At 63.3% G+C, this 18,475-nt stretch carries 21 protein-coding genes; 8 read left to right on the forward strand and 13 right to left on the reverse strand.

All coding sequences use genetic code 11. The features are described from left to right. Window positions 1-2: 2 nt before the first annotated feature. Complete coding sequence (locus tag NKI64_RS04660) at window positions 3-617, reverse strand: hypothetical protein (RefSeq protein WP_352666703.1); 615 nt, start codon at window positions 615-617, stop codon at window positions 3-5. 98 nt (window positions 618-715) lie between these two features. Beyond that, window positions 716-1,738, reverse strand: a complete 1,023-nt coding sequence (locus NKI64_RS04665) for an NAD(P)-dependent oxidoreductase (protein ID WP_352666706.1) — start codon at window positions 1,736-1,738, stop codon at window positions 716-718. Between the two features lie 2 nt (window positions 1,739-1,740). On the opposite strand from NKI64_RS04665, the gene NKI64_RS04670 reads away from it, so the two are divergent. The 3 genes from NKI64_RS04670 (at window position 1,741) to NKI64_RS04680 (ending at window position 5,069) form a co-directional block, all read left to right on the forward strand. Further along, window positions 1,741-2,481: a FadR/GntR family transcriptional regulator gene (locus NKI64_RS04670; RefSeq protein WP_352666709.1), complete on the forward strand. Its 741-nt coding sequence runs from the start codon at window positions 1,741-1,743 to the stop codon at window positions 2,479-2,481. A gap of 245 nt (window positions 2,482-2,726) precedes the next feature. Continuing rightward, window positions 2,727-3,713 carry an aldo/keto reductase gene (locus NKI64_RS04675; protein ID WP_352666712.1) on the forward strand — a complete coding sequence of 329 codons (987 nt, stop codon included), beginning with the start codon at window positions 2,727-2,729 and terminating at the stop codon, window positions 3,711-3,713. Between the two features lie 207 nt (window positions 3,714-3,920). After that, window positions 3,921-5,069: an extracellular catalytic domain type 1 short-chain-length polyhydroxyalkanoate depolymerase gene (locus NKI64_RS04680; protein WP_352666715.1), complete on the forward strand. Its 1,149-nt coding sequence runs from the start codon at window positions 3,921-3,923 to the stop codon at window positions 5,067-5,069. A 53-nt stretch (window positions 5,070-5,122) separates the two neighbouring features. On the opposite strand, the gene NKI64_RS04685 is transcribed toward NKI64_RS04680, so the two are convergent. From NKI64_RS04685 to NKI64_RS04700, 4 genes are all read right to left on the reverse strand, one after another. Continuing rightward, on the reverse strand, window positions 5,123-5,743 hold the full coding sequence (locus tag NKI64_RS04685) for a hypothetical protein (RefSeq protein ID WP_352666718.1): 621 nt from the start codon (window positions 5,741-5,743) through the stop codon (window positions 5,123-5,125). A 185-nt stretch (window positions 5,744-5,928) separates the two neighbouring features. Next, window positions 5,929-6,534, reverse strand: coding sequence for a general stress protein (locus tag NKI64_RS04690; RefSeq protein ID WP_023710869.1), 606 nt, complete (start codon window positions 6,532-6,534; stop codon window positions 5,929-5,931). 31 nt (window positions 6,535-6,565) lie between these two features. Further along, window positions 6,566-7,318 (reverse strand): DUF4142 domain-containing protein, encoded by a 753-nt coding sequence (locus tag NKI64_RS04695; RefSeq protein WP_352597659.1) that lies wholly within the window; start codon window positions 7,316-7,318, stop codon window positions 6,566-6,568. Between the two features lie 259 nt (window positions 7,319-7,577). Further along, window positions 7,578-7,751 carry a hypothetical protein gene (locus NKI64_RS04700; RefSeq protein ID WP_155923304.1) on the reverse strand — a complete coding sequence of 58 codons (174 nt, stop codon included), beginning with the start codon at window positions 7,749-7,751 and terminating at the stop codon, window positions 7,578-7,580. A gap of 145 nt (window positions 7,752-7,896) precedes the next feature. Between NKI64_RS04700 and NKI64_RS04705 the strand changes: the two genes are divergently transcribed. From NKI64_RS04705 to NKI64_RS04725, 5 genes are all read left to right on the forward strand, one after another. Then, the gene (locus NKI64_RS04705; RefSeq protein WP_352597658.1) at window positions 7,897-8,271 is read left to right on the forward strand and encodes a hypothetical protein; all 375 of its coding nucleotides are present in this window, start codon (window positions 7,897-7,899) and stop codon (window positions 8,269-8,271) included. Window positions 8,272-8,472: 201 nt separating this feature from the next. Beyond that, on the forward strand, window positions 8,473-8,682 hold the full coding sequence (locus NKI64_RS04710; RefSeq protein WP_023671091.1) for a hypothetical protein: 210 nt from the start codon (window positions 8,473-8,475) through the stop codon (window positions 8,680-8,682). Window positions 8,683-8,741: 59 nt separating this feature from the next. Then, entirely contained in the window at window positions 8,742-9,011 is a 270-nt protein-coding gene (locus tag NKI64_RS04715) for a PilZ domain-containing protein (protein ID WP_023726509.1), read from the forward strand. Between the two features lie 181 nt (window positions 9,012-9,192). Then, window positions 9,193-9,741, forward strand: a complete 549-nt coding sequence (locus NKI64_RS04720; RefSeq protein WP_352597657.1) for a dihydrofolate reductase family protein — start codon at window positions 9,193-9,195, stop codon at window positions 9,739-9,741. A gap of 685 nt (window positions 9,742-10,426) precedes the next feature. Then, window positions 10,427-10,861 (forward strand): hypothetical protein, encoded by a 435-nt coding sequence (locus tag NKI64_RS04725; RefSeq protein WP_023671095.1) that lies wholly within the window; start codon window positions 10,427-10,429, stop codon window positions 10,859-10,861. Window positions 10,862-11,270: 409 nt separating this feature from the next. On the opposite strand, the gene NKI64_RS04730 is transcribed toward NKI64_RS04725, so the two are convergent. The 7 genes from NKI64_RS04730 to NKI64_RS04760 form a co-directional block, all read right to left on the reverse strand. Next, a complete protein-coding gene (locus NKI64_RS04730) occupies window positions 11,271-12,083 on the reverse strand; it encodes an SDR family NAD(P)-dependent oxidoreductase (protein WP_023710874.1) in 813 nt (270 codons plus the stop codon). Continuing rightward, a complete protein-coding gene (locus tag NKI64_RS04735) occupies window positions 12,080-13,069 on the reverse strand; it encodes a sugar phosphate isomerase/epimerase family protein (protein ID WP_352666726.1) in 990 nt (329 codons plus the stop codon). The genes NKI64_RS04730 and NKI64_RS04735 overlap by 4 nt, the downstream gene beginning before the upstream one ends. A gap of 26 nt (window positions 13,070-13,095) precedes the next feature. Then, on the reverse strand, window positions 13,096-13,863 hold the full coding sequence (locus tag NKI64_RS04740) for an SDR family NAD(P)-dependent oxidoreductase (RefSeq protein WP_352666729.1): 768 nt from the start codon (window positions 13,861-13,863) through the stop codon (window positions 13,096-13,098). Window positions 13,864-13,902: 39 nt separating this feature from the next. Next, complete coding sequence (locus tag NKI64_RS04745; protein ID WP_352666732.1) at window positions 13,903-15,009, reverse strand: ABC transporter ATP-binding protein; 1,107 nt, start codon at window positions 15,007-15,009, stop codon at window positions 13,903-13,905. 82 nt (window positions 15,010-15,091) lie between these two features. Continuing rightward, the gene (locus NKI64_RS04750) at window positions 15,092-15,997 is read right to left on the reverse strand and encodes a carbohydrate ABC transporter permease (RefSeq protein WP_023671100.1); all 906 of its coding nucleotides are present in this window, start codon (window positions 15,995-15,997) and stop codon (window positions 15,092-15,094) included. Further along, window positions 15,990-16,925, reverse strand: coding sequence for a carbohydrate ABC transporter permease (locus NKI64_RS04755; RefSeq protein ID WP_023700958.1), 936 nt, complete (start codon window positions 16,923-16,925; stop codon window positions 15,990-15,992). Before NKI64_RS04755 ends, NKI64_RS04750 begins: the two co-directional genes overlap by 8 nt. A gap of 93 nt (window positions 16,926-17,018) precedes the next feature. Next, on the reverse strand, window positions 17,019-18,284 hold the full coding sequence (locus NKI64_RS04760) for an ABC transporter substrate-binding protein (protein ID WP_352666736.1): 1,266 nt from the start codon (window positions 18,282-18,284) through the stop codon (window positions 17,019-17,021). Window positions 18,285-18,475: the final 191 nt, after the last annotated feature.

Raw genomic sequence — 18,475 nt, forward strand, 5'->3', positions numbered from 1 at the left:
ACCTACTTCTGCTGATCGTCTTTCCGGTCCTTATGAGTGACCGGAAGCCTGATGATAGTTGCTGCTGTGCCCGATGCCGGCGCCAGCGGCGGCGAAATCGTTCCGACCACCGGTGCTTCCCCGGCGACATCGTTGGCTACGTAGCTCCAGATCACCGACTCTCCGAACCGGGCCGCAACAAGGATAGTCTCAATCTTGGTTTCCAGTTCGTTAAGGACGTACCCGAAATCAACAGTGTGGATTTCGGGGAACTCATCGTGAGCGTACGGCAGAGAGCAGACATTGGTGAACGCCAAGGTTGCCTGCGTCGGCTGCGCGCGCGTGTAGCCACGCCTATCCATCTTTTTCAAACGCACGACCACCTGTTTTTTCAACAGCAGGCGGATCGTCTCATGGCCTTCAAGCAACCGAACCTCGGAGGAGTCCACGTAGGCCGAACGGACCGCGTTCATAACATTCTGGTGCATGTTGACCGCAACGGTGCGCTTCAGGTCGAAGGTACTGCGATCGGGGTTGCGCGAGAGCTTGTCCCAAGCTGTCCGGATGATTTTGCACAACTCCGGCTCATAGGAGCCCATAACTTGGCGAATGAAGGGCTCAGTGGGGAACATGCGCAACCGACTCTCCTTTTCTTGGGGGAGTATCGGGGACTTTTATACCAAAATCAAGAGAAAAATTGACAAAATTCTTGACCGCCTAACGCAGCACCCCTCTTTCACGCCAACGCCTCCACCAGCGACACCCCATTCAACCCCGCCACAATATCCGACAGTGCCGGCACGAACTTCTCGCCGTGGCCGGTGGTGACTGCCGTGGCAAAGCCGTTGCGCACCGCCGCGCCGATCGGGTTGGCGATGCCGGCGGACTGGGCGAAGGAGGCGAGATAGGTCATGTCCTTCAGCGCATTGCCGATGGCGAAGCGCTGGGCGTTTTCGTTGCGGTTCAAGACGAAATCGAAGAAGGCCTGGTAGAAGCCGCAATCCATGCGGCTGCCGGAGATGACGCTGTTGAAGACCTGCGGCGTCAGGCCGGCCTTGGCGCCGAGGCTCAGCGCTTCCGAATAGATCGCGGAATAGCCCATTGAAACGAAATTGTTGAGCAGCTTCATGGTGTGGCCGCTGCCGGTCGGGCCGGTGTGGACGACACGCGCGGCGAAGGCTTCGAGCACCGGCCGTGCGCGGGCGACGATCTCGGCCGGGCCGCCGACCATGACGTCGAGCTTGCCCTCGGTGGCTTCCTTGGGCGTGCGCGCCAGCGGCGCGTCGATCAGCGTCATGCCCTGCTCCGCGAGGTCGGCGGCAAGCGCCGTCGTCGATGACGGGTTGGAGGTCGAGCAGTCGATGATCAGCAACGGCTTAGCTGCCGCAGCAAGGCCATCCTGGCCTTTGACCAGCGCTTCGACCTCGTGCGAGCCGGTGACGCACAGGATGACGATGTCGCTCGCGGTGGCGAGCGCGCGAGGGCTTGGCGCTTCGGTGGCGCCGGCGGCGATCAGCCGGTCGGCGGCCGTGCGGCTGCGGTGGACATGCACCGTCAGCGGCCAGCCCTTGCGCAGCAGATTGTCGGCCATGCCGGCGCCCATGCTGCCCAGGCCGATGAAGCCGATGCGTTCTTTCATGCAATCCTCCCATGGCTCGTGCCAGCGGGCCGAACTTTCGTCACCTTGCGGCGGGCACCCGTCGATGCAATTCTTTGAATAAGATTCGGCCTTCGAACAAGAATCGAACCGGAGTGCCACCGATGGCGGAGCCCATGACTTTCGACGCCATACCGCAGGCGCCCAACCTGCGGACGGGTCTGGTCAACACGCTGATTGCGCAGATCGAATCCGGCGACCTTGCGCCGGGGCAGCGGCTGCCGACCGAGCAGGAGATTGTTGCTGCCACAGGCGTCAGCCGCACCGTGGTGCGCGAGGCGCTGGCGGCGCTGCGTGCGCGCGGGCTGATCACCACGCGCCAGGGGCTCGGCGCCTTCGTCACCAATGACCCGATGCCGAAGACATTTTCCGTGCTGCCCGACGATCTCGAATCGATCGACGAGGTGCTGCGCGTGCTCGAACTGCGCATGGGCATCGAGGTGGAAGCGACCGGCCTTGCGGCCCAACGGCGCAGCGAGGCGGCGCTCCAGCAGATGAGCGCGCGGCTCGACGCGCTGGACGCGGCGGTGCGCGCCGGCGGCTCCGGCTCGGAAGAGGATTTTGGTTTCCACCGCGCCATTCTGGCGGCGACGCAGAACCCGAATTTCACCCGGTTGTTCGACACGTTCGGCAGCGCCATGGTACCGCGCCATTGGACGCGGCTCGACCGCATGACCGAGGATGAGCGGGAAAAATATCTCGACCGCATGCAGCGCGAGCATCGCGCCATTCTCGGGGCCATCGAAGCCAGGGACGTCAACGCCGCGCGCCGCGCCATGCGCAGCCATCTGACCAAAAGCTATGCCCGCTTCGAGGATCTGCGCGACAAGGCTGTTCACGATTAGGGGGCCAACCACGGTTGACGGACTGCTCATCCGGCGACCCCGCCGGAGATCGAGTTCGCGAATCAGCGACATGTTCCTCCCGGCTCCAACCGTTGCAGTCTTACCCGGTTGTCATACAACCCTGTAATCTGGTAAATCCAGGGAAGAGGGATGTCAATCGCGTTGCCATGCGGTATGAGGCTCCCTGAAAAATCGCAATCATGGAGCCGGCATTGCCGGCGAAGCCGCAAGTCAGGAACAGCGAGATGCATTCAGGGAAATTTGGCCGTACCGGCAGATCAGTCAGCGAGATCGGCTTCGGCGCCTGGGCGATCGGCGCCGCCTGGGGCGAGGTCAATGACGACGATGCGGTCGCCGCCCTGCATGCCGCGCTCGATGCCGGCGTCAGCTTCCTCGACACCGCCGACGTCTATGGCGACGGCCGTTCGGAAAAGCTGATCGCACGGGTGATGAAGGAACGCGGTGGCGCGCGCCCGTTCATCGCCACCAAGGCCGGACGGCGGCTGCCGAAGCAGACGGTCGAGGGCTACAGCGTCGAGAACCTCACCGGCTGGATCGACCGCAGCCTGACATACCTCGAGACCGACACGCTCGACCTGGTGCAGCTGCATTGCCCGCCGACCGATCTCTACTATCATCCGGAGGTGTTCGAGCGTCTCGACAAGCTCACCGAGCAGGGCAAGATCCGCAACTACGGCGTCAGCGTCGAGCGCGTCGAAGAGGCGCTGAAGGCGATGCAATATCCCGGCGTCGTCAGCGTGCAGATCATCTTCAACGCCTTCCGCCAGCGCCCGGCCGAGCTGTTCTTCGACCAGGCGAAAAAGAACGATGTCGCCGTCATCGCCCGCGTGCCGCTGGCCAGCGGCCTGCTGTCCGGCAAGTTCAGGGCGGACACCAAGTTCGAGACCACCGACCATCGCCTGTTCAACAGGAATGGCGAAGCCTTCGATGTCGGCGAGACGTTTTCGGGCGTGCCCTATGAGGTCGGGCTGGCGGCGGTCGAGAAGGTGCGGCCGCTGGTGTCAGGCGACACCACCATGGCGAAATTCGCGCTGCGCTGGATCCTGATGTTCGATGCGGTGACGGTTGTCATTCCCGGCGCCCGCAATCCAGCGCAGGCGGTTTCCAATGCGGAAGCGGCTGAGCTTGCGCCGTTATCCTCCGAGTTGATGGCCAAGGTGAAGGCGGTCTACGATGAGAACATCAAGCCCTACGTGCATCAGCGCTGGTGAGCCAGCGCCTGCCGCCCTCGACCGGCTGACTGACCAGAGGTCAGCCGGGGCAAATTGCGCTCGTCGTTACAAGCTGTGCAGCGGATCCTGTGATCCACCGGTCATTTAATCGGCCGTGCCGCTTGTTATTGTGCAGTGCAGCAACGATATTGCTGCGTGTGCGTTGTGTGCACGAGTCTGCCCATTCCGGCGCGCAAGGATACCGATTTGCGAGACATATCCGATACGATCGCCCGGCTGAGCGCGATACGCGGCCGGCCAGCCGGTACAGGACAGAGCAAGGACGACCACCTGTCCGAGATGACAGGGTTCGGGTCCAATCCGGGCGCCTTGCGCGCGCGGTTTTATCGTCCTGAAAACCTACCGAAGCAGGCGGCGCTGGTCGTGGTGCTGCATGGCTGTACCCAGACTGCCGCCGGCTACGACCATGGTTCCGGCTGGACCGAACTCGCCGACGAGCAGGGTTTTGCCGTGCTTTTCCCCGAGCAGCAGCGCGCCAACAACGCCAATCTTTGCTTCAACTGGTTCGTGCCGGGCGATATAAGCCGCGACAGCGGCGAGGCGCTGTCCATCCGCCAGATGATCGAGGCGGCGGTGGTCACCCACGGTCTCGACCGCAAGCGGATCTTCGTCACCGGCCTTTCCGCCGGCGGCGCCATGGCGGCGGTGATGCTGGCGACCTACCCGGACGTGCTTGCCGGTGGCGCGATCATCGCCGGGCTTGCCTATGGCAGCGCCTCGACCATCCCCGAAGCCTTCGACCGCATGCGTGGCCATGGCGGCCCGTCCAGAAGCGACCTGCAGCGTCTGTTGCGGGAGGCTTCGCCGCACAAGGGGCCGTGGCCGAGGATTTCGATCTGGCAGGGCTCGGCCGACACGACCGTGGTGCCTTCCAATGCCGGCGCGGTGCTGGCGCAATGGCAGGGCGTGCACGGCCTCGCTCAAGCGCCGACACGCACGGAAAAGGTCGACGGTCAGAGCCGCAAAGTCTGGTCCGATGGCAAAGGCCGCGACGTGGTCGAGGCATACAGCATTGCCGGCATGGGCCATGGCACGCCATTGCAGGCGGGCGGCGACAATGCTCTCGGCAAAGCAGGGCCGTTCATGTTGGATGTCGGGATTTCCTCGACGCGCCACATCGCCCGTTTCTGGGGGCTGACGAAGCCAGAGGTACGACGCACGGCGAAAGCCGAGGCCGCTTCAGGCACTGCATTGCAGCCTTTCTCGCCGAAGGAAAAACCGCGAGCCGTCCGTGTCGATCCGGCCCCGGAGCCTGTCAATCCGCCAGGCGGTCCGGCGGGCGGGATTGCCAAGGTCATCGAGGACGCGCTGCGGGCAGCGGGATTGATGCGCTGAGGCTGAGGCTCGCCCCGCACACGCCCAAAATACAAGGGCAAGCGCCAGCATCATTATCGCAGCAGGCCTTCGTCCTCGAACGCATCCCAGCCCTTCAATCCGGGCGGCGGGCCGTCCGTGTTCCGGGCCTTCCTCGCAGTGCGCGCCTGGCCGGTGCCCTTTCCCGCGCGCGTCAGCGCGGCCTTGCCCGCGCCGCGCCGCCTGTTCTCGGCGACTTCCTGGACATCCTGCTCTCTCCACACGGTTGCCAGATCGCGGTCCAGGACGTCCTCGATGTGGCGCGGGTCGAAAACGTGGAAGGTGACAGACTTTGATCGCCCACGCATCTTGACGGTGCGTGTGCCGGTGCTTTGCAGCCGACCGTCCTTGAGCCATTTGTGGCGCTCGCGCGAAGAGATCGTAAGGATATCCTCGACCTCGCGTGGAAGCACAGGCAGCGCCTCCACTCCCTCCAGTGTTTTGGAGATACTGGCAGAGGCGGCCTTGAACGCTTCCGCTTCGGATTTCGACATTCGCAATGCGATGCGCCCCGTCTCGGCCTTGACGTGCTTCCTGACTGCCCATGGCAGGCGGGCTCTGACTTCACGTTCGATCCCCTTGGAGCGCACGGCGGACCCGAGTGTCGCTGACGGCGACAACGGCCATTCGGCAATCAGTTGCGGGGACGGGCTCATGCCTTCCTGGGGCTGGTTTCGTTGGTTCGATGCTAACACGGCAAGAGCCGGTAAAGCCAAGGCAACAGCGAAAAGGGGCAGGTCCGATGAGAACCCGCCCCTTATGGCCGAATTTGAACGCCGCTTGCAGCGCACCGACAGCACCCTTGGCCCCGCCGCTGTACGGCGACGACGGGACTCGATGATCAGAGTGGGCTGGCGTTGCGCGTTTTGTCGCGTTCGGCCTCGATGTCGGTGTAGGGGTCGGCATCGGCATCGAAGCCGGTCCAGCCACCGGCTTCATAGGCGCGTCGGCGGTCTTGCAGATCGACCGAGTTGGACTCGCCAAGAATACGCTCGGCCTCGTCGGCGAGTTCGTCACTGACCCTGGCGGTCACCATCGTGCCACCGCGGCGAACGCCCTCCGCATAGACATGCGCATCCCTTTCGGGGACACCGGACTCGGTCAGCGCCCCGACGATGCCGCCGGCAGCGCCACCGACGACCGCGCCGCCAACGGCGCCGACCGCGGTGGCGGCCAGCCATCCTGCGGCCACGACCGGACCGACGCCCGGAATGGCCATGATGCCGAGCCCTGTCAGAAGCCCGCCGGCGCCGCCAATGACGGCTCCGAGACCGGCGCCGCCCGCTGCATCCTCGGCGGCGTTGGAGGTGTCGCCATCGTCGTACCAGTCGTCCGAATTGTTGGCGACGATGCTGATGTCGGCCTGCGGCACGCCGATTGCCTCCAGTTCGCCGACGGCATCGGAGGCATCATCGTAGTTGTCGAAAAGTCCTGTTACGGTTTTCATGGTCTTGATCTCCTCGATCTGGTTCAGAGGTTCAGTTGGCGCCGGCAACGACGTTGCCCTGATAATCGAGCGCCACGGTCGTGGTCTTGCCATCCTTGGTGGCCTGACCGCGCCAGATGCCCTGGTCGTCTTTGGTCAGCTTGGACACGCCGGAGAAGCCGGCATCCTGAATGCGGCTCTTCGCCTGATCCTCGGTGAAGCTGTTGGCACCCGGGACCGGGGCGGCCGGATTGGTGGTGTCGGTCGTGCTCACGGCCGGGGTGGTGGAGCTGGTGGTCGACGATGCATTGTCGGTGGAAGCGATCTTCTCGACCATTTCCTGATGCATTTTGAGCGTCGGCAAGGTCTCGGAGGCGAAGGTCTTCAACTGCGCGTTGTCGCCGTCCTTGGCATAGCTCTCGAACAGCGTGACCGCCTCCGAATGCGCATTGCGCTGCATCTGGACATAGGGCTTGTCGACGGCATCGTTGGCATTCTGCAGAGCCTCCAGATCGGCCTTGTGCTTGGCGTCCAGCTCCGTCGGCACTTTCAGCTTCTGTTCGCCGGCGATGGTCGCAAGCTTGGCGTTGGCGGCGCCGTGATCGTCGATCATCTTCTTGGCGAAATCCTTGACGCCTTGATCCTGGGCCTTGCCCTCGGCGATCTTGCTGGAATCCACTTCGAACAGGCCGCCGATGGCGGCCTTGTCGACAAAGTCCTGAGCGCTGTCGGCGGCGAAGGCGGGCAGGGCGAACATCATGGCTGTGGCGGTGGCCAGCGAAGCTAGAAGAACACGTGTTTTCATGGACAGAAATCCTCGTTGGGGCACACATCGTGCTGTGAGCCTAACCAGTGCGGCCAAGCTTTGTTCCGCCGCCCAAGCGTTATAGCCGGGAGGGTCGATGCCGCGATGATGGCCCCTCGTCAGCGGCTTTTTGCGCCTTTGCCATGTCGGCGCTGAGGACGGCGGCCGGCTCGACGGGCGCCTTGCAAGTCCATCGCAAAGGGAAACGAGGCCCTTCGCCGCCGGCAAGTGAACACCGCCCGCGGTGAACTATCGAGGTTCAGCGATCGTTGCGTTCGAGGCGGCGCGCAACCTCTGTCTGGGCGACCTGCAGCAGCGTGTCTATTTCGAACATCGCCGCGGCATGGCCGCCGTCGCGAATGACACGGCGGGCGCGGTGTAGCAGATCGGAGACCGTCCGCAGCGTTTCAGCATGGCTCGATCGATTCGACAAATGCGTGCCCTCCGTCAACCACAACCGTTGGATCGGGAGAGTGTTCCCAAAGTTGGCGGCCGGCCGGGTGAATGACTGTGAGCGCAGGCAGCGGAACCATCCTTGTCCGTTGGCCGTTCCCCCTGCCTCAACGAAAGGAACAGCCATGGCCGAGAACGACACCCCGAAGGACACCGCGAAGGACACCCCCAAGGACACCCCGAAGATTTCCGCCCGAGAGGCCCAGGAGGCCCTGGAGAAGCAGGTCGCATCGCTGAAGCGCGAGATCAGCAAGATCAACCGGACGCTTGCCGAGCGCGCAGAAGATGCCGTTGGCGAAGCCGGCGGCTGGTATGGCAGCGCGACCGAGCGCGCGGCACGGGCAACGCAGCAGCTGAGATCGCAGGCGCAGACGGTGTCCGAAGCCGTCCAGCAAAATCCCGGCACCATCAGCAGCGCTTTCGTGCTTGGCGGCATTGCCGGGTTGTTGATCGGCATGCTGCTCGGGCAAAGCCAGGAACGCGACCGAAGCTGGTTCTAGCGGCGTATCTTATGAATATTGCGCCCGCCGGCTTTGCTGGCGGGCTTTGTATGGACGCCAGATCACTGTGGCTTTGAGTGAAAAACTCCCCGCTCGGGTAAACGGGATTTGTGGTCGGCGCCGCCCGCGCGGCGCCCTCGACAGGTGAGTTGAGTTTCCCTGCCGCGGTCGTATGTTGTTGACCGTAGTGGAGGATCACAAATGCCCATTCGACGCAAAGCCACCGAGGCCGGCGTTTTGCAGCCATCCGAACTCGAGCTGTTGGGCCGTGTATTCGAGCAGCTTAAGCGCGACGGTCAATCGCCGGAAGCACGCGACGCCATCGCATCCCGGATTATCGCGAACTATATGGCCGGCGTGGTCGACGAAGCCGAGCTCGTCAGTCTTTCGAGGCAACCGCTGGGCCGGTAGCGCGCTTTCCATTCCGGGTTCAGAAGAGTTTCAGGTCGTCAAATCAGAGGGATAATGCAATGCCGGCTGACCCACCGATAGAGCGACGGTCGCATATCCGTGATCTTGTTCTGAAGGAAGCGACAATCCGCGTTGGCGACGCCAGTATCAATTGTCTGGTTTGTAACCAGCACGCCCACGGTGCGGAGCTGCGGGTGAAGGCCGATATCGCAATCCCCGACCGTTTCGTGCTTCACGTGCCGGTCGATCATACCAGCTATCGCGCCGTGGTGCGGTGGAGACGGAACGAGCGACTTGGGGTGCAACTCGATTCGGGACGGCAGGCGTAGATGGCGGTAGCCGGGACGGATCACCCAGCTGTGCAGGGTTGATGGACAAGGCAGGGCTCGTTTGCGGCACGAACGCTTCCTTCCATGCTGCTTGCGATTTGCAATCAGTTGCGATAGCGTCTGACTGCTTGCAAATTACAAGCGGTTAATCCGTGAGCCGACTTATGTGAAGGCGCTGCTTATGGGCAAACTTATCTCGGGAATGAACGTTTCCATCGATGGCTATGTCGATGACCTTGCCGGAAATCTGGTCATGGGCGCACCAAGCCAGAAGCACTTCGAGTACTGGATCGAGACGATTCGCAACCATGCCGGCGCTGTGTATGGCCGCCGGATGTACGAGGTCATGCGCTATTGGGACGATGATCACGCGGAATGGGACGCTCCGCTTCGCCAGTTCGCGACACTCTGGCGCAAGCTGCCCAAATGGGTCGTTTCGCGCACACTTTCACGGGTAGGCCCCAACGCCACCCTCATCTCCGGCGATATTGAAACGCAGATTCGCGATATCGCGGCCCGCACGGAGGGTACCCTGAGCGTTTCCGGTCCGGAACTGGCCGGTCTTATGACCAGGCTGGGCCTGATCGAGGAATATCACCTGCACGTTAGGCCGTTCGTGCTCGGCAAGGGCAAGCCTTTCTTCCACGAGGCAAGGCCTCCGCTGCAACTGGTGTCGAGCACATTGATCGATGACGATACGGTTCATATGATCTATGTGCCGCGAGGTTGAACGATAAGGCGCTTCAGCGCCAACATGCGAACCAAGCGCGAGAGGGCGTGGTCCCGGCCTTCGCACCGAGGTCTCACATGTCAGCTTGCGTGCTGGGTACCCAAGCAGCAGAGGGTCTGCTGTCGGCCGAAAATCTGCCGGTCAGCAATGCGCCCCATGCCGGTCAAAGAGGCCTTGCCGCCGTTCCTCCATAAGCAGACATTGCAGACCTACAAGGACATCGCTTTTACGCCCGAAGCGCCGCTTCGGTTGGTCCTTCAGTGACCTGGCGGCCCAAGGGCGTCGTCCTCCACCGCCCGCCCTCGTCCGCAACTCACCGTTGCCAGCGGCTCTGCTCCTGGCCTTCCCGCGATGACCGAGCGGGTAGTGAAACATCATGGTCAAGCCTGAAAAGCAAGGTCCAACCTAGCCGCCTTTCCAGGCCTGCGTCATCATCGTCCAGCAGTTCAGGATCCTGCGTGCGCCAGCCGGGTCCGTCGGGTCGGCCGGCCGCACAGTTTTTTTCATCCCGCTGGAACATTGGCGAAGGAATGCAGTTGGGGTCGCTGCAGATGCCGCCGCGTGGTGCCTGTGGGCGATTGGTGGCAACACCTGATCGGCCGCCGCTCCTTTACGAGGCGGCTTAGCGTGTGAGCCAATCCTGCAGCAAAGGCCTTGGGATTGGAACGACCAACAGGAGGCAGTCATGAAGCACCAGACACTCGATCAACTCCAGTCAGTCGCGGACATCAGTCCACTATCGCCGGCTCTGCTGGCTACAAGGACGCAACGGATAGAGCGGTGGGCGGAACTGCTCTATCGAAATCCGACGCGCTCCCTTGTGGCTCTCACCGGGACTGAGCATCTGCATCCCTCTGTCCGCGGAGAAGCGCGCGCGGTCGGATCGGCGATCAGTGTCGCCTTTGACGATCCACTGCTGCGTGCGTCGGGCATGCAATCGGATACCTACGGGGAAGCCAGACGCTTCTTCGAACTCTCCGATTGGCAGTTGCATGAGATCGTCTGCAGTTGCCACACCGGCGCCACCATGCAGGCTGGCTGGGCCGCCGGGCGTGTCCGCAGGGTCCTCAATGGGAGCAAGATATTGGCTTGGCTGAGAAAAGGATTCATGCCGCACTGAGACACAGCGCTTGCGCCTGAAGAAGCATGCAGGCTCCAGCAGAGATTGCGTCGGCTCCGCGAAGGCATGGCTGACCTCAATGGAGTAGGGCGGCCGAGTTGCTTGCGACTTCAGAAATGACGTTCACCATTGCTTAGTGGACCTCGTCAGGGTGATCGGCAAGTTCGTGAATAGCGAGTACCAGCGCCAGTTTCGACCAACCGGTCGGCAGCGCCCTCGTGACCAAGCGGGGTTACTTATCCTCGGTGCGTCACATGTGCGCTTCGTCAGCGGTATAGCCTGCCAATCCCTCCACAGCCGTTTTGACGCTGCGAAAAGCTCGAGGCGTGAGGGGGCAATTTAACCCAGGAATCCCGAAAACGGACCTTCCGCTTTCGGCCCCGAAATTGAAATCCGAGGCACCCCGCCATCACCCCGGAAAGATCGTAAACCCGCCATCGACGCGGAGCACCTGCCCATTGATAAATCGTGCGCGGGGGCCGGCTAGAAAGGCCACCGCCTCGGCGATCTCCTCCGGCTCGGCATAGCGGTTCAGCGACTTCTTGCTCGAATCCATGCGCTCCGGATCGACCGTGCGGGTCGCCTGGAAGCGTGCCGTCTTCGTGGCGCCTGGGCTGACCGCGTTGATGCGCACGCCGTCGTCGATCAGTTCCTTGGCGAGACAGCGCGTGTAATGCACGACCGCGGCCTTCAAGGTGGAGTAAACGACCTCGGGCGAGCAGCCGAGATGTGCCGCCGCGGAGGCGATGTTGATGACGGAGCCGCCGCCGCGCTGCTTCATCGGCGGCACGAAGGCCTGGCAGACCAGCATCGTGCCGATCAGATTGTTCTCGGTGAGCACGCGGATGTCGTCCAGTTCGATGTCGAGGGCGTTGTTCGGGTTCGGCTTGCCGCCCTTGGCGCCGATGTCGCCGCCAGCGCAATTGACCAGCACATGGACGTCGCCGAGATCGGCCTCGATCCTGCGCTTCATCTCGGCCACCGCCTTCTGGTCGCCAATGTTGCCGGTCACCGACGTGACCTTCGTGCCGTGCCGCTTCAGGCGCTCGACCACTTCGCCGAGATTGGCGAACTCGCCGTACTTCGCCGGCGCTTCCTCGTCCATGTCGTGGATCGCGACATTGGCGCCGAGTTCGGCCAGGCGCTCGGCCATCACGCGGCCGAGGCCACGGCCGGAGCCGGTTACGAAGGCGGTCAATCCATCGAGTTCACGTGCCGTCATCGGATATTCTCCATCAGTTTGCGCATGTTGGCGGCGCTGCGCCGGATCATGTCGAGCTCATAGGAAACCAGTGAGACGTCGGCTTCGCGCTCCCAAGGCGTGCGGTAGTCGGCATCGTCGGGCAGCCGGTTGCGCTGCGCGGCCGCCAGGCAGGCGGCAAATTCGCGTGCCGTCTTCTGCGGATAGCCGCGCCACCAGTCGTCGCTGAGATAGCGGACATGCCGGGCCTCTAAGGCGCCCGGTTCGAGAACGGCGGTCATGCGATCGTGGTGCTGGCCAAGAATGGCGAACAGCTTGGCAAACGGCACCGCACCGTCGCCGATGGCGCAGCGGATCAGCCGGTAACCTTCGGTCGTGAACTGCACGCGGTAATCCTTGAGGTGGACATGGCGGACATAGGGGGCGATCACCTTCGTAAAATCGAGCGGCGCTTCGCCGACCGGGAACGTGTTGCCGGTGTCGAAGGTGACGCCCACACTGTCACTACCGAGGGCGCAGAAATCGACGAGTTCCCGGCTGGTAAAGTCCTGGTGGTTTTCGATCGCAAGGACATACCCTTCGGTATTCGCGCGGGGACCCCATTCCACCAATCGCCCCCGAATGATGCCGGCGTACTCGCTCCATTTTGCGCCGGCGGCGTTGCGGTCGCCGCAGAGAACCGGCGTCAGCGCCGTCCGGATGATTTTGGCCTTGAGCAGGCGCGCGGCCCGAAACGCATCGTCGAGCGGTTCGCCCACCAGCAGGCCGCCGCTGACGACCGGCGTGATGCCAAGGCCGGCGAGCCGTTCGCGCAGCGCGATCACCGCGTCGTCGGAAAGCTCGCTCAGCCATGGCACCCAGATCTCCAGCACGCGCGCGCCGAGTTCGGTCGCGAGCGCGATGAAACCTTCGAGCCCCGCTGGCTGCGGATTGGCGCGTGGCGTGCCGCGGCCCTGGAGGCCGAGATGATAGGTCAGGCCGTAGGGGTTCAGGCCGACCTCGAGCATGAAGCGATCCTTTGAGTCAGGTGTGGTCATCTCAGGCCGGCATCCACGGTGATCGACTGCTTGGTGATCATGCGGCTGTCGTCGGCGGCGAGGAACAGCACCGTGCGCGCGATCTCCTCGCCGAGCAGAACCTTGCGGATCACCTGGCGCTGCACGACCTGGTCGACCGAACCTTCGGTCTTGTACCAAAGCTCCCGCTGCCGGTCGGTGATGACGGCGCCCGGCTCGATGGCGTTGACGCGGATGTTGTCGGGGCCAAACGCCCGCGCCAGCGCGAAGGTCAGCCCGACCACCGCAGCCTTGGCCGCCGCATAGGGCGCCATCTCTGACGCGCCGAAACGCCAGGCGATCGAGGAAAAATTGACGATCGAACCAAAGCCCACTTCCTTCATGTGCGGATGCACGGCCTGAGCGGAAAAGAAGTGGTGCCTGAGGTTCACATCCTGGGCGTGGTCCCAATATTCCTGCGTCACGTCGGCGACCGAGAGGCGATTGTCATCGGCGGCGTTGTTGACCAGCACCGCGACAGGCCCTAGGCGGTCGCGCACCGTGCCGATCGCGGCCTGCAGGGCAGGGATATCGGTCACGTCGCAGCGCAGGAACAGGGGCGCGTGCGCTGCCGCGGCGGCGAGGTCGCGGGCAAGCTGCTCGCCGGCCTCCTGCTGCAGATCGAGAAACGCGACGCGCGCGCCATTGGCGCAGAAGGCGCGGACCGTGTCGGCGCCGATGCCCGACGCACCGCCGGTGATCAGCACGACACGCTCGGACAGGCTCGGATAGGTGGCGAAGGACAAGGCGGAACTCTTTTCAGATCAAGCTTCGGTCAGATCGGGTCAGATCAGGCGTTGGGTCGTCGGGTCGAACAGGCACGCCCGCGCCATGTCGATGCCGAGCGTCACCGTCTCGCCCATAAGCGGCGTGCCGTCGGGGTCGAAACGGCCGGTGATTTCCTTGCCGCCCAGGCGCAGGACGGCCATGGTCTCCGCGCCTGTCGGCTCGACCAGTTCGACCACTGCATCGATCTGCGCGATGCCCGGCTTGCGGCGCGCAAGGTCGGGATCGAAGCGGTAGATATGCTCGGGACGGATGCCGAGCACAAGCTGTCGCGGCGTGTCGGATGGGAGCGCCTGGACGATCGGCAGGCTGGCCGTCTTGCCGTCGGCGGTCTGCAACACAACAGTGGCGTGACCGCCTTCCTGGCTCAGTTCCGCGGCCAAAAAATTCATCGCCGGCGAGCCCATGAAGCCGGCGACGAACATGTTGGCCGGACGGTTGTAGATCGTGGCGGGATCGTCGAATTGCTGGACCTCGCCCTGGTGCATCACGGCGATGCGCGACGCCAGCGTCATCGCCTCGACCTGGTCGTGGGTGACGTAAACCGTGGTCTTGCCGACGCGGTGATGCAGCTTCTTGATTTCGGTGCGCATGTCGACGCGCAGCTTGGCATCGAGATTGGAGAGCGGCTCGTCGAACAGGAACAGTTTGGGATCGCGAACCAGCGCCCGGCCCATGGCGACGCGCTGGCGCTGGCCGCCCGAGAGCTGTCCGGGCTTGCGCCCAAGCAGCGGTTCGATCTGCAGGAAGGCAGCAACTCGACTGACGGCCTCGTCCTGCTGCGGCTTCGGGACGCGGCGGCTTTCCATGCCGAAGGTGATGTTCTCGCGCACCGTCATCGTCGGGTAGAGCGCGTAGGACTGGAACACCATGGCGATGTCGCGGTCCTTCGGCGGCACCGAATTGACCAGCCTTCCGTCGATGCGGATCTCGCCGGAGGTAACAGATTCGAGCCCGGCGATCATCGCCAGCAGAGTGGACTTGCCGCAGCCGGACGGTCCGACCAGCGCGATGAACTCGCCGTTCCGCGCTTCGAGATCGATGCCCTTCAGCACCTCGACCGCGCCGAAGTTCTTGCGCAGCGATCGGATGGTCAATGTCGACATGCGATGCCCTTCTTGGCGGACGGGACGATCGGCGACAGGAGACAGGCTCCGCTCACTGGATCGCGCCTCACTTGACGGCGCCTCACTTGATCGCCCCTTGGGTCAGGCCACGAACGAAATACTTGCCGCCGAAGAGATAGATCAGCAGCGGCGGCAGCGCGCCGATCAGCACGGCGGCGCTCATGACATCGTAGGCGCGCACATTGGTGCCGCTTGCCGTCAGCGCGACGAGCGCTGCCGTGATCGGCTGTTGCTGCCCGGAGGTGAAGACGACGCCGAACAGATATTCGTTCCAGATGCCGGTGAACTGCCAGATCACCGTGACGATCAGGATCGGCGAGGAGAGCGGCAGAATGATCTTGCGGAAGATGCGCCAGAAGCCGGCGCCGTCGATGCGCGCCGCCTTGATCAGGTCGTCGGGGATGCTGACGTAGTAGTTGCGGCAAAACAAAGTGGTGAACGAAATGCCCTGGATAACGTGGATGAGGACGAGCCCGTAGACCGAATTGCTGAGGCCGAGATTGCCGAGGATGAACGCCCACGGCATCAACGAAATCTGGCCCGGAATGAAGACGCCGAGCAGCATGCAGGTGAACAAAGCTTCCGAACCTCTGAAGCGCCATTTCGACAGGATGTAACCGTTCATCGCGCCAACCGCCGTCGAGATGATCGTGGCCGGGATCGTCATCTTCAGGGAGTTGTAGAAGTTGCGCTGCATGCCCTCGCAGGTGCCGCCGATGCAATAGGTGCTCCAGGCCTGGCCCCAGGCATCGAGGCGGAAGCTGCGCGGCAGCGAGATCAACCCGTTGCGCGCGATCTCCTGCTGGTCGCGGAATGAATTCAGCACCACCACCAGCAACGGGACCAGGTAGATCGCCGCGAAGACGACCAGCAGCCCATAGATGGCGAAGCGGGTGAGAAAATGCCGGCGCGACGCGACTGCGGCAGCGCGACGGTCGAGCGACTGGTCCAGGGAGACGTCAGCCATGGCCGGCTTCCTTGCGCCGGCGCCAGACCACCCAGAATGAATAGGGCACCAGCACCACGGCAACAGCGGCAAGCATCATGATGGCGGCGGCCGCACCTTCGCCGATCTGGCCGCGTTGGAACATCAGGTCATAGACGTAGATGGCGGGGAAGGTGGTCGAGATCCCCGGGCCGCCCTTGGTCAGGGCCGCCACGAGGTCGAAGGTCTTGATGGCGAACTGGATCTGGATGACGGCGACCGCCAGGAAGATCGGCGCAATGGTTGGCAGAAGCACCTTGCGATAGATGCGGAACGTCGATGCGCCGTCGATCTGCGCGGCCTTGACGAGGTCCTGATCCACCGAGCGCAGGCCGGCCAGGAACAGCGCCATGGCAAAGCCCGAGGCCTGCCAGACACCGGTGATGATCACCGCGTAGATCGCATAGTGCCGGTCGCTGGCGAGTGCGAAACTGAAGCTCGCCCAGCCGAAACCGCGCACCATGGCCTGGATGCCGTCGGTCGGATTGTAGAGCCAGCTCCAGACCGTGCCGGTGACGATGAAGGAGACGGCCAGCGGATAGAGGAAGATCGTGCGCCAGGCCGCTTCGCCGCGCACGCGCTGGTCGATCAGGATCGCCAGCAGCAGTCCCACCGCCATCGAGCCGACGATGTAGAAAGCGCTGAAGAAAAACAGGTTGTTGTAGGCGATGTTCCAGCGCCGGTTCGCCCACAGCGACGCGTAGTTGTCCAGGCCGACGAAGCCGTAGGTCGGCAGCAGCGAGGAGTTGGACAGCGAGATATAGAGCGTCCAGCCGGTGAACACGAAGACGTAGACGAAGCTCGCCACGAGAGAGGGGCCGAGCACCAGCAAGGGCATCGCGGAGCCCAGCCGCTCGCGCCAGGGGCGGGCGGGCGCCGGTACCGACAGGATCAGGTCGTGATTTGACATTCAGAGCACGGAGATTGGCAGAGCACAGGACTGGCGGAGCGCGGGACCGGGATGGCGGATGGCCGGGTGCGGATGGCGCCCGGCCATTGCCATCTATTTCTGTGCTTCCGCCGCGTCGGCCATCGCGTTGGCGCCATCCTCCGGCGACATGTCCGGCGTCGCCACGAACTCGGTAATGGAGTCCATGATCGCGCCGCGCATCTTCTGCGGGATGGTCATGTTGTGGGCCATCGAGCGGACCAGTGTGCCGTCCTTGATCGAAGCCTGGAGATCCTTCTGCGAGAGCTGCTGGCACGGATTGAAGCCCTTCGACAGATCGATATCCAGGCGTGCGGGGATCGAGCCCTTGGCCTGGTTGAAGACCGTCTGGAAGTCGGGCGACAGGATCAGGCTGGCCAGCAGCTTCTGGCCGTCGATGTAATCCTGGTCCTTCTGCTTGAAGAACACGACCGAGTCCGAGTTGAGGATGAAGCCGGGTTTGCCCCAATCGGTCGGCGCCTGGGCGCAGACATAGTCGGTGCCTTCCTTGAAGCCGGCGGCGGTCAAAAGGCCGATCGTCCAGTCGCCCATGATGTGGAACGCCGCGTCGCCCTTGCCGACCAGCGCCGACATCGAATCCCAGTCGCGGCCGACCATGCCCGGATCCATGTACCTGCTCGTCATCAGGCGCATCTGCGTGAAGGCCTTGACCATCCCCGGGCTGCGCATGGACTCGACATCGCCTTCGACGAAGGCCTTGCGGTAGAGATCGATGTCCTGGCCGTAGAGCACGACCTCGAACACCGTCGAATCCGTCCAGTCGGCGGTCGAATGCGAGATGCAGATCTTGCCTGTGGCGACGATCTTGTCGCAGGCGGCATTGAACTCGGCCCAGGTCTTCGGCATTTCCGCCACGCCGGACGCTTGCATGACCTTGGGCGAGGCCCAGAGCCAGTTGATGCGGTGGATGTTCATGGGCGCGGCGACCCATTTGCCGGTCGGCTTCATCACCGGAAGCAATTCCGGCGCCACCACTTTCTCCCACCCTTCCGAGGCCGCCAACTCGTCGAGATCGGCGGTCATGCCGGTCTCGTTCCATTCGGCGATCTCAGGGCCTTTGAGCTGCACGGCAGGCGGGGCATTGCCGGCGATCACGTCGGCGCGCAGCTTGGCCAGCGTATTGGCGGTGTGGCCGGCAATCGAGGTCTGTTCCCATTTGCCGCCCTTGGCCGTGAACATCTCGCCGAGCTTGGCGATCGCCTGGGCGTCCGATCCGGTCGCCCATTGGTGCAAAAGGTTGGTCTTGGGCTCGGCGAAGGCTGTTCCGGCGAAAAATGTGCACGCAGCAGCGGCCGCAAGCGCGGTCATGACGGACTTCATCGTTTCACTCCCATATCGTGTTGCACGGTTCGTCTCGACCGCTTATGGCCGCGGTTTGAAGCCGCCGCCGGCGAGATGCGTCAATCTCGAGTTCTTTCCAAGATGACATATTGGAGCTATCAGTCAACGATGTTTATGTTGAGCTATGACAAAACCTTCGCTTAGAACCTGGCTGATCGACAGACCCTCCG

Origin of the sequence: Mesorhizobium sp. M0478 (assembly GCF_040321305.1) — a bacterium.
GTDB lineage: Bacteria > Pseudomonadota > Alphaproteobacteria > Rhizobiales > Rhizobiaceae > Mesorhizobium.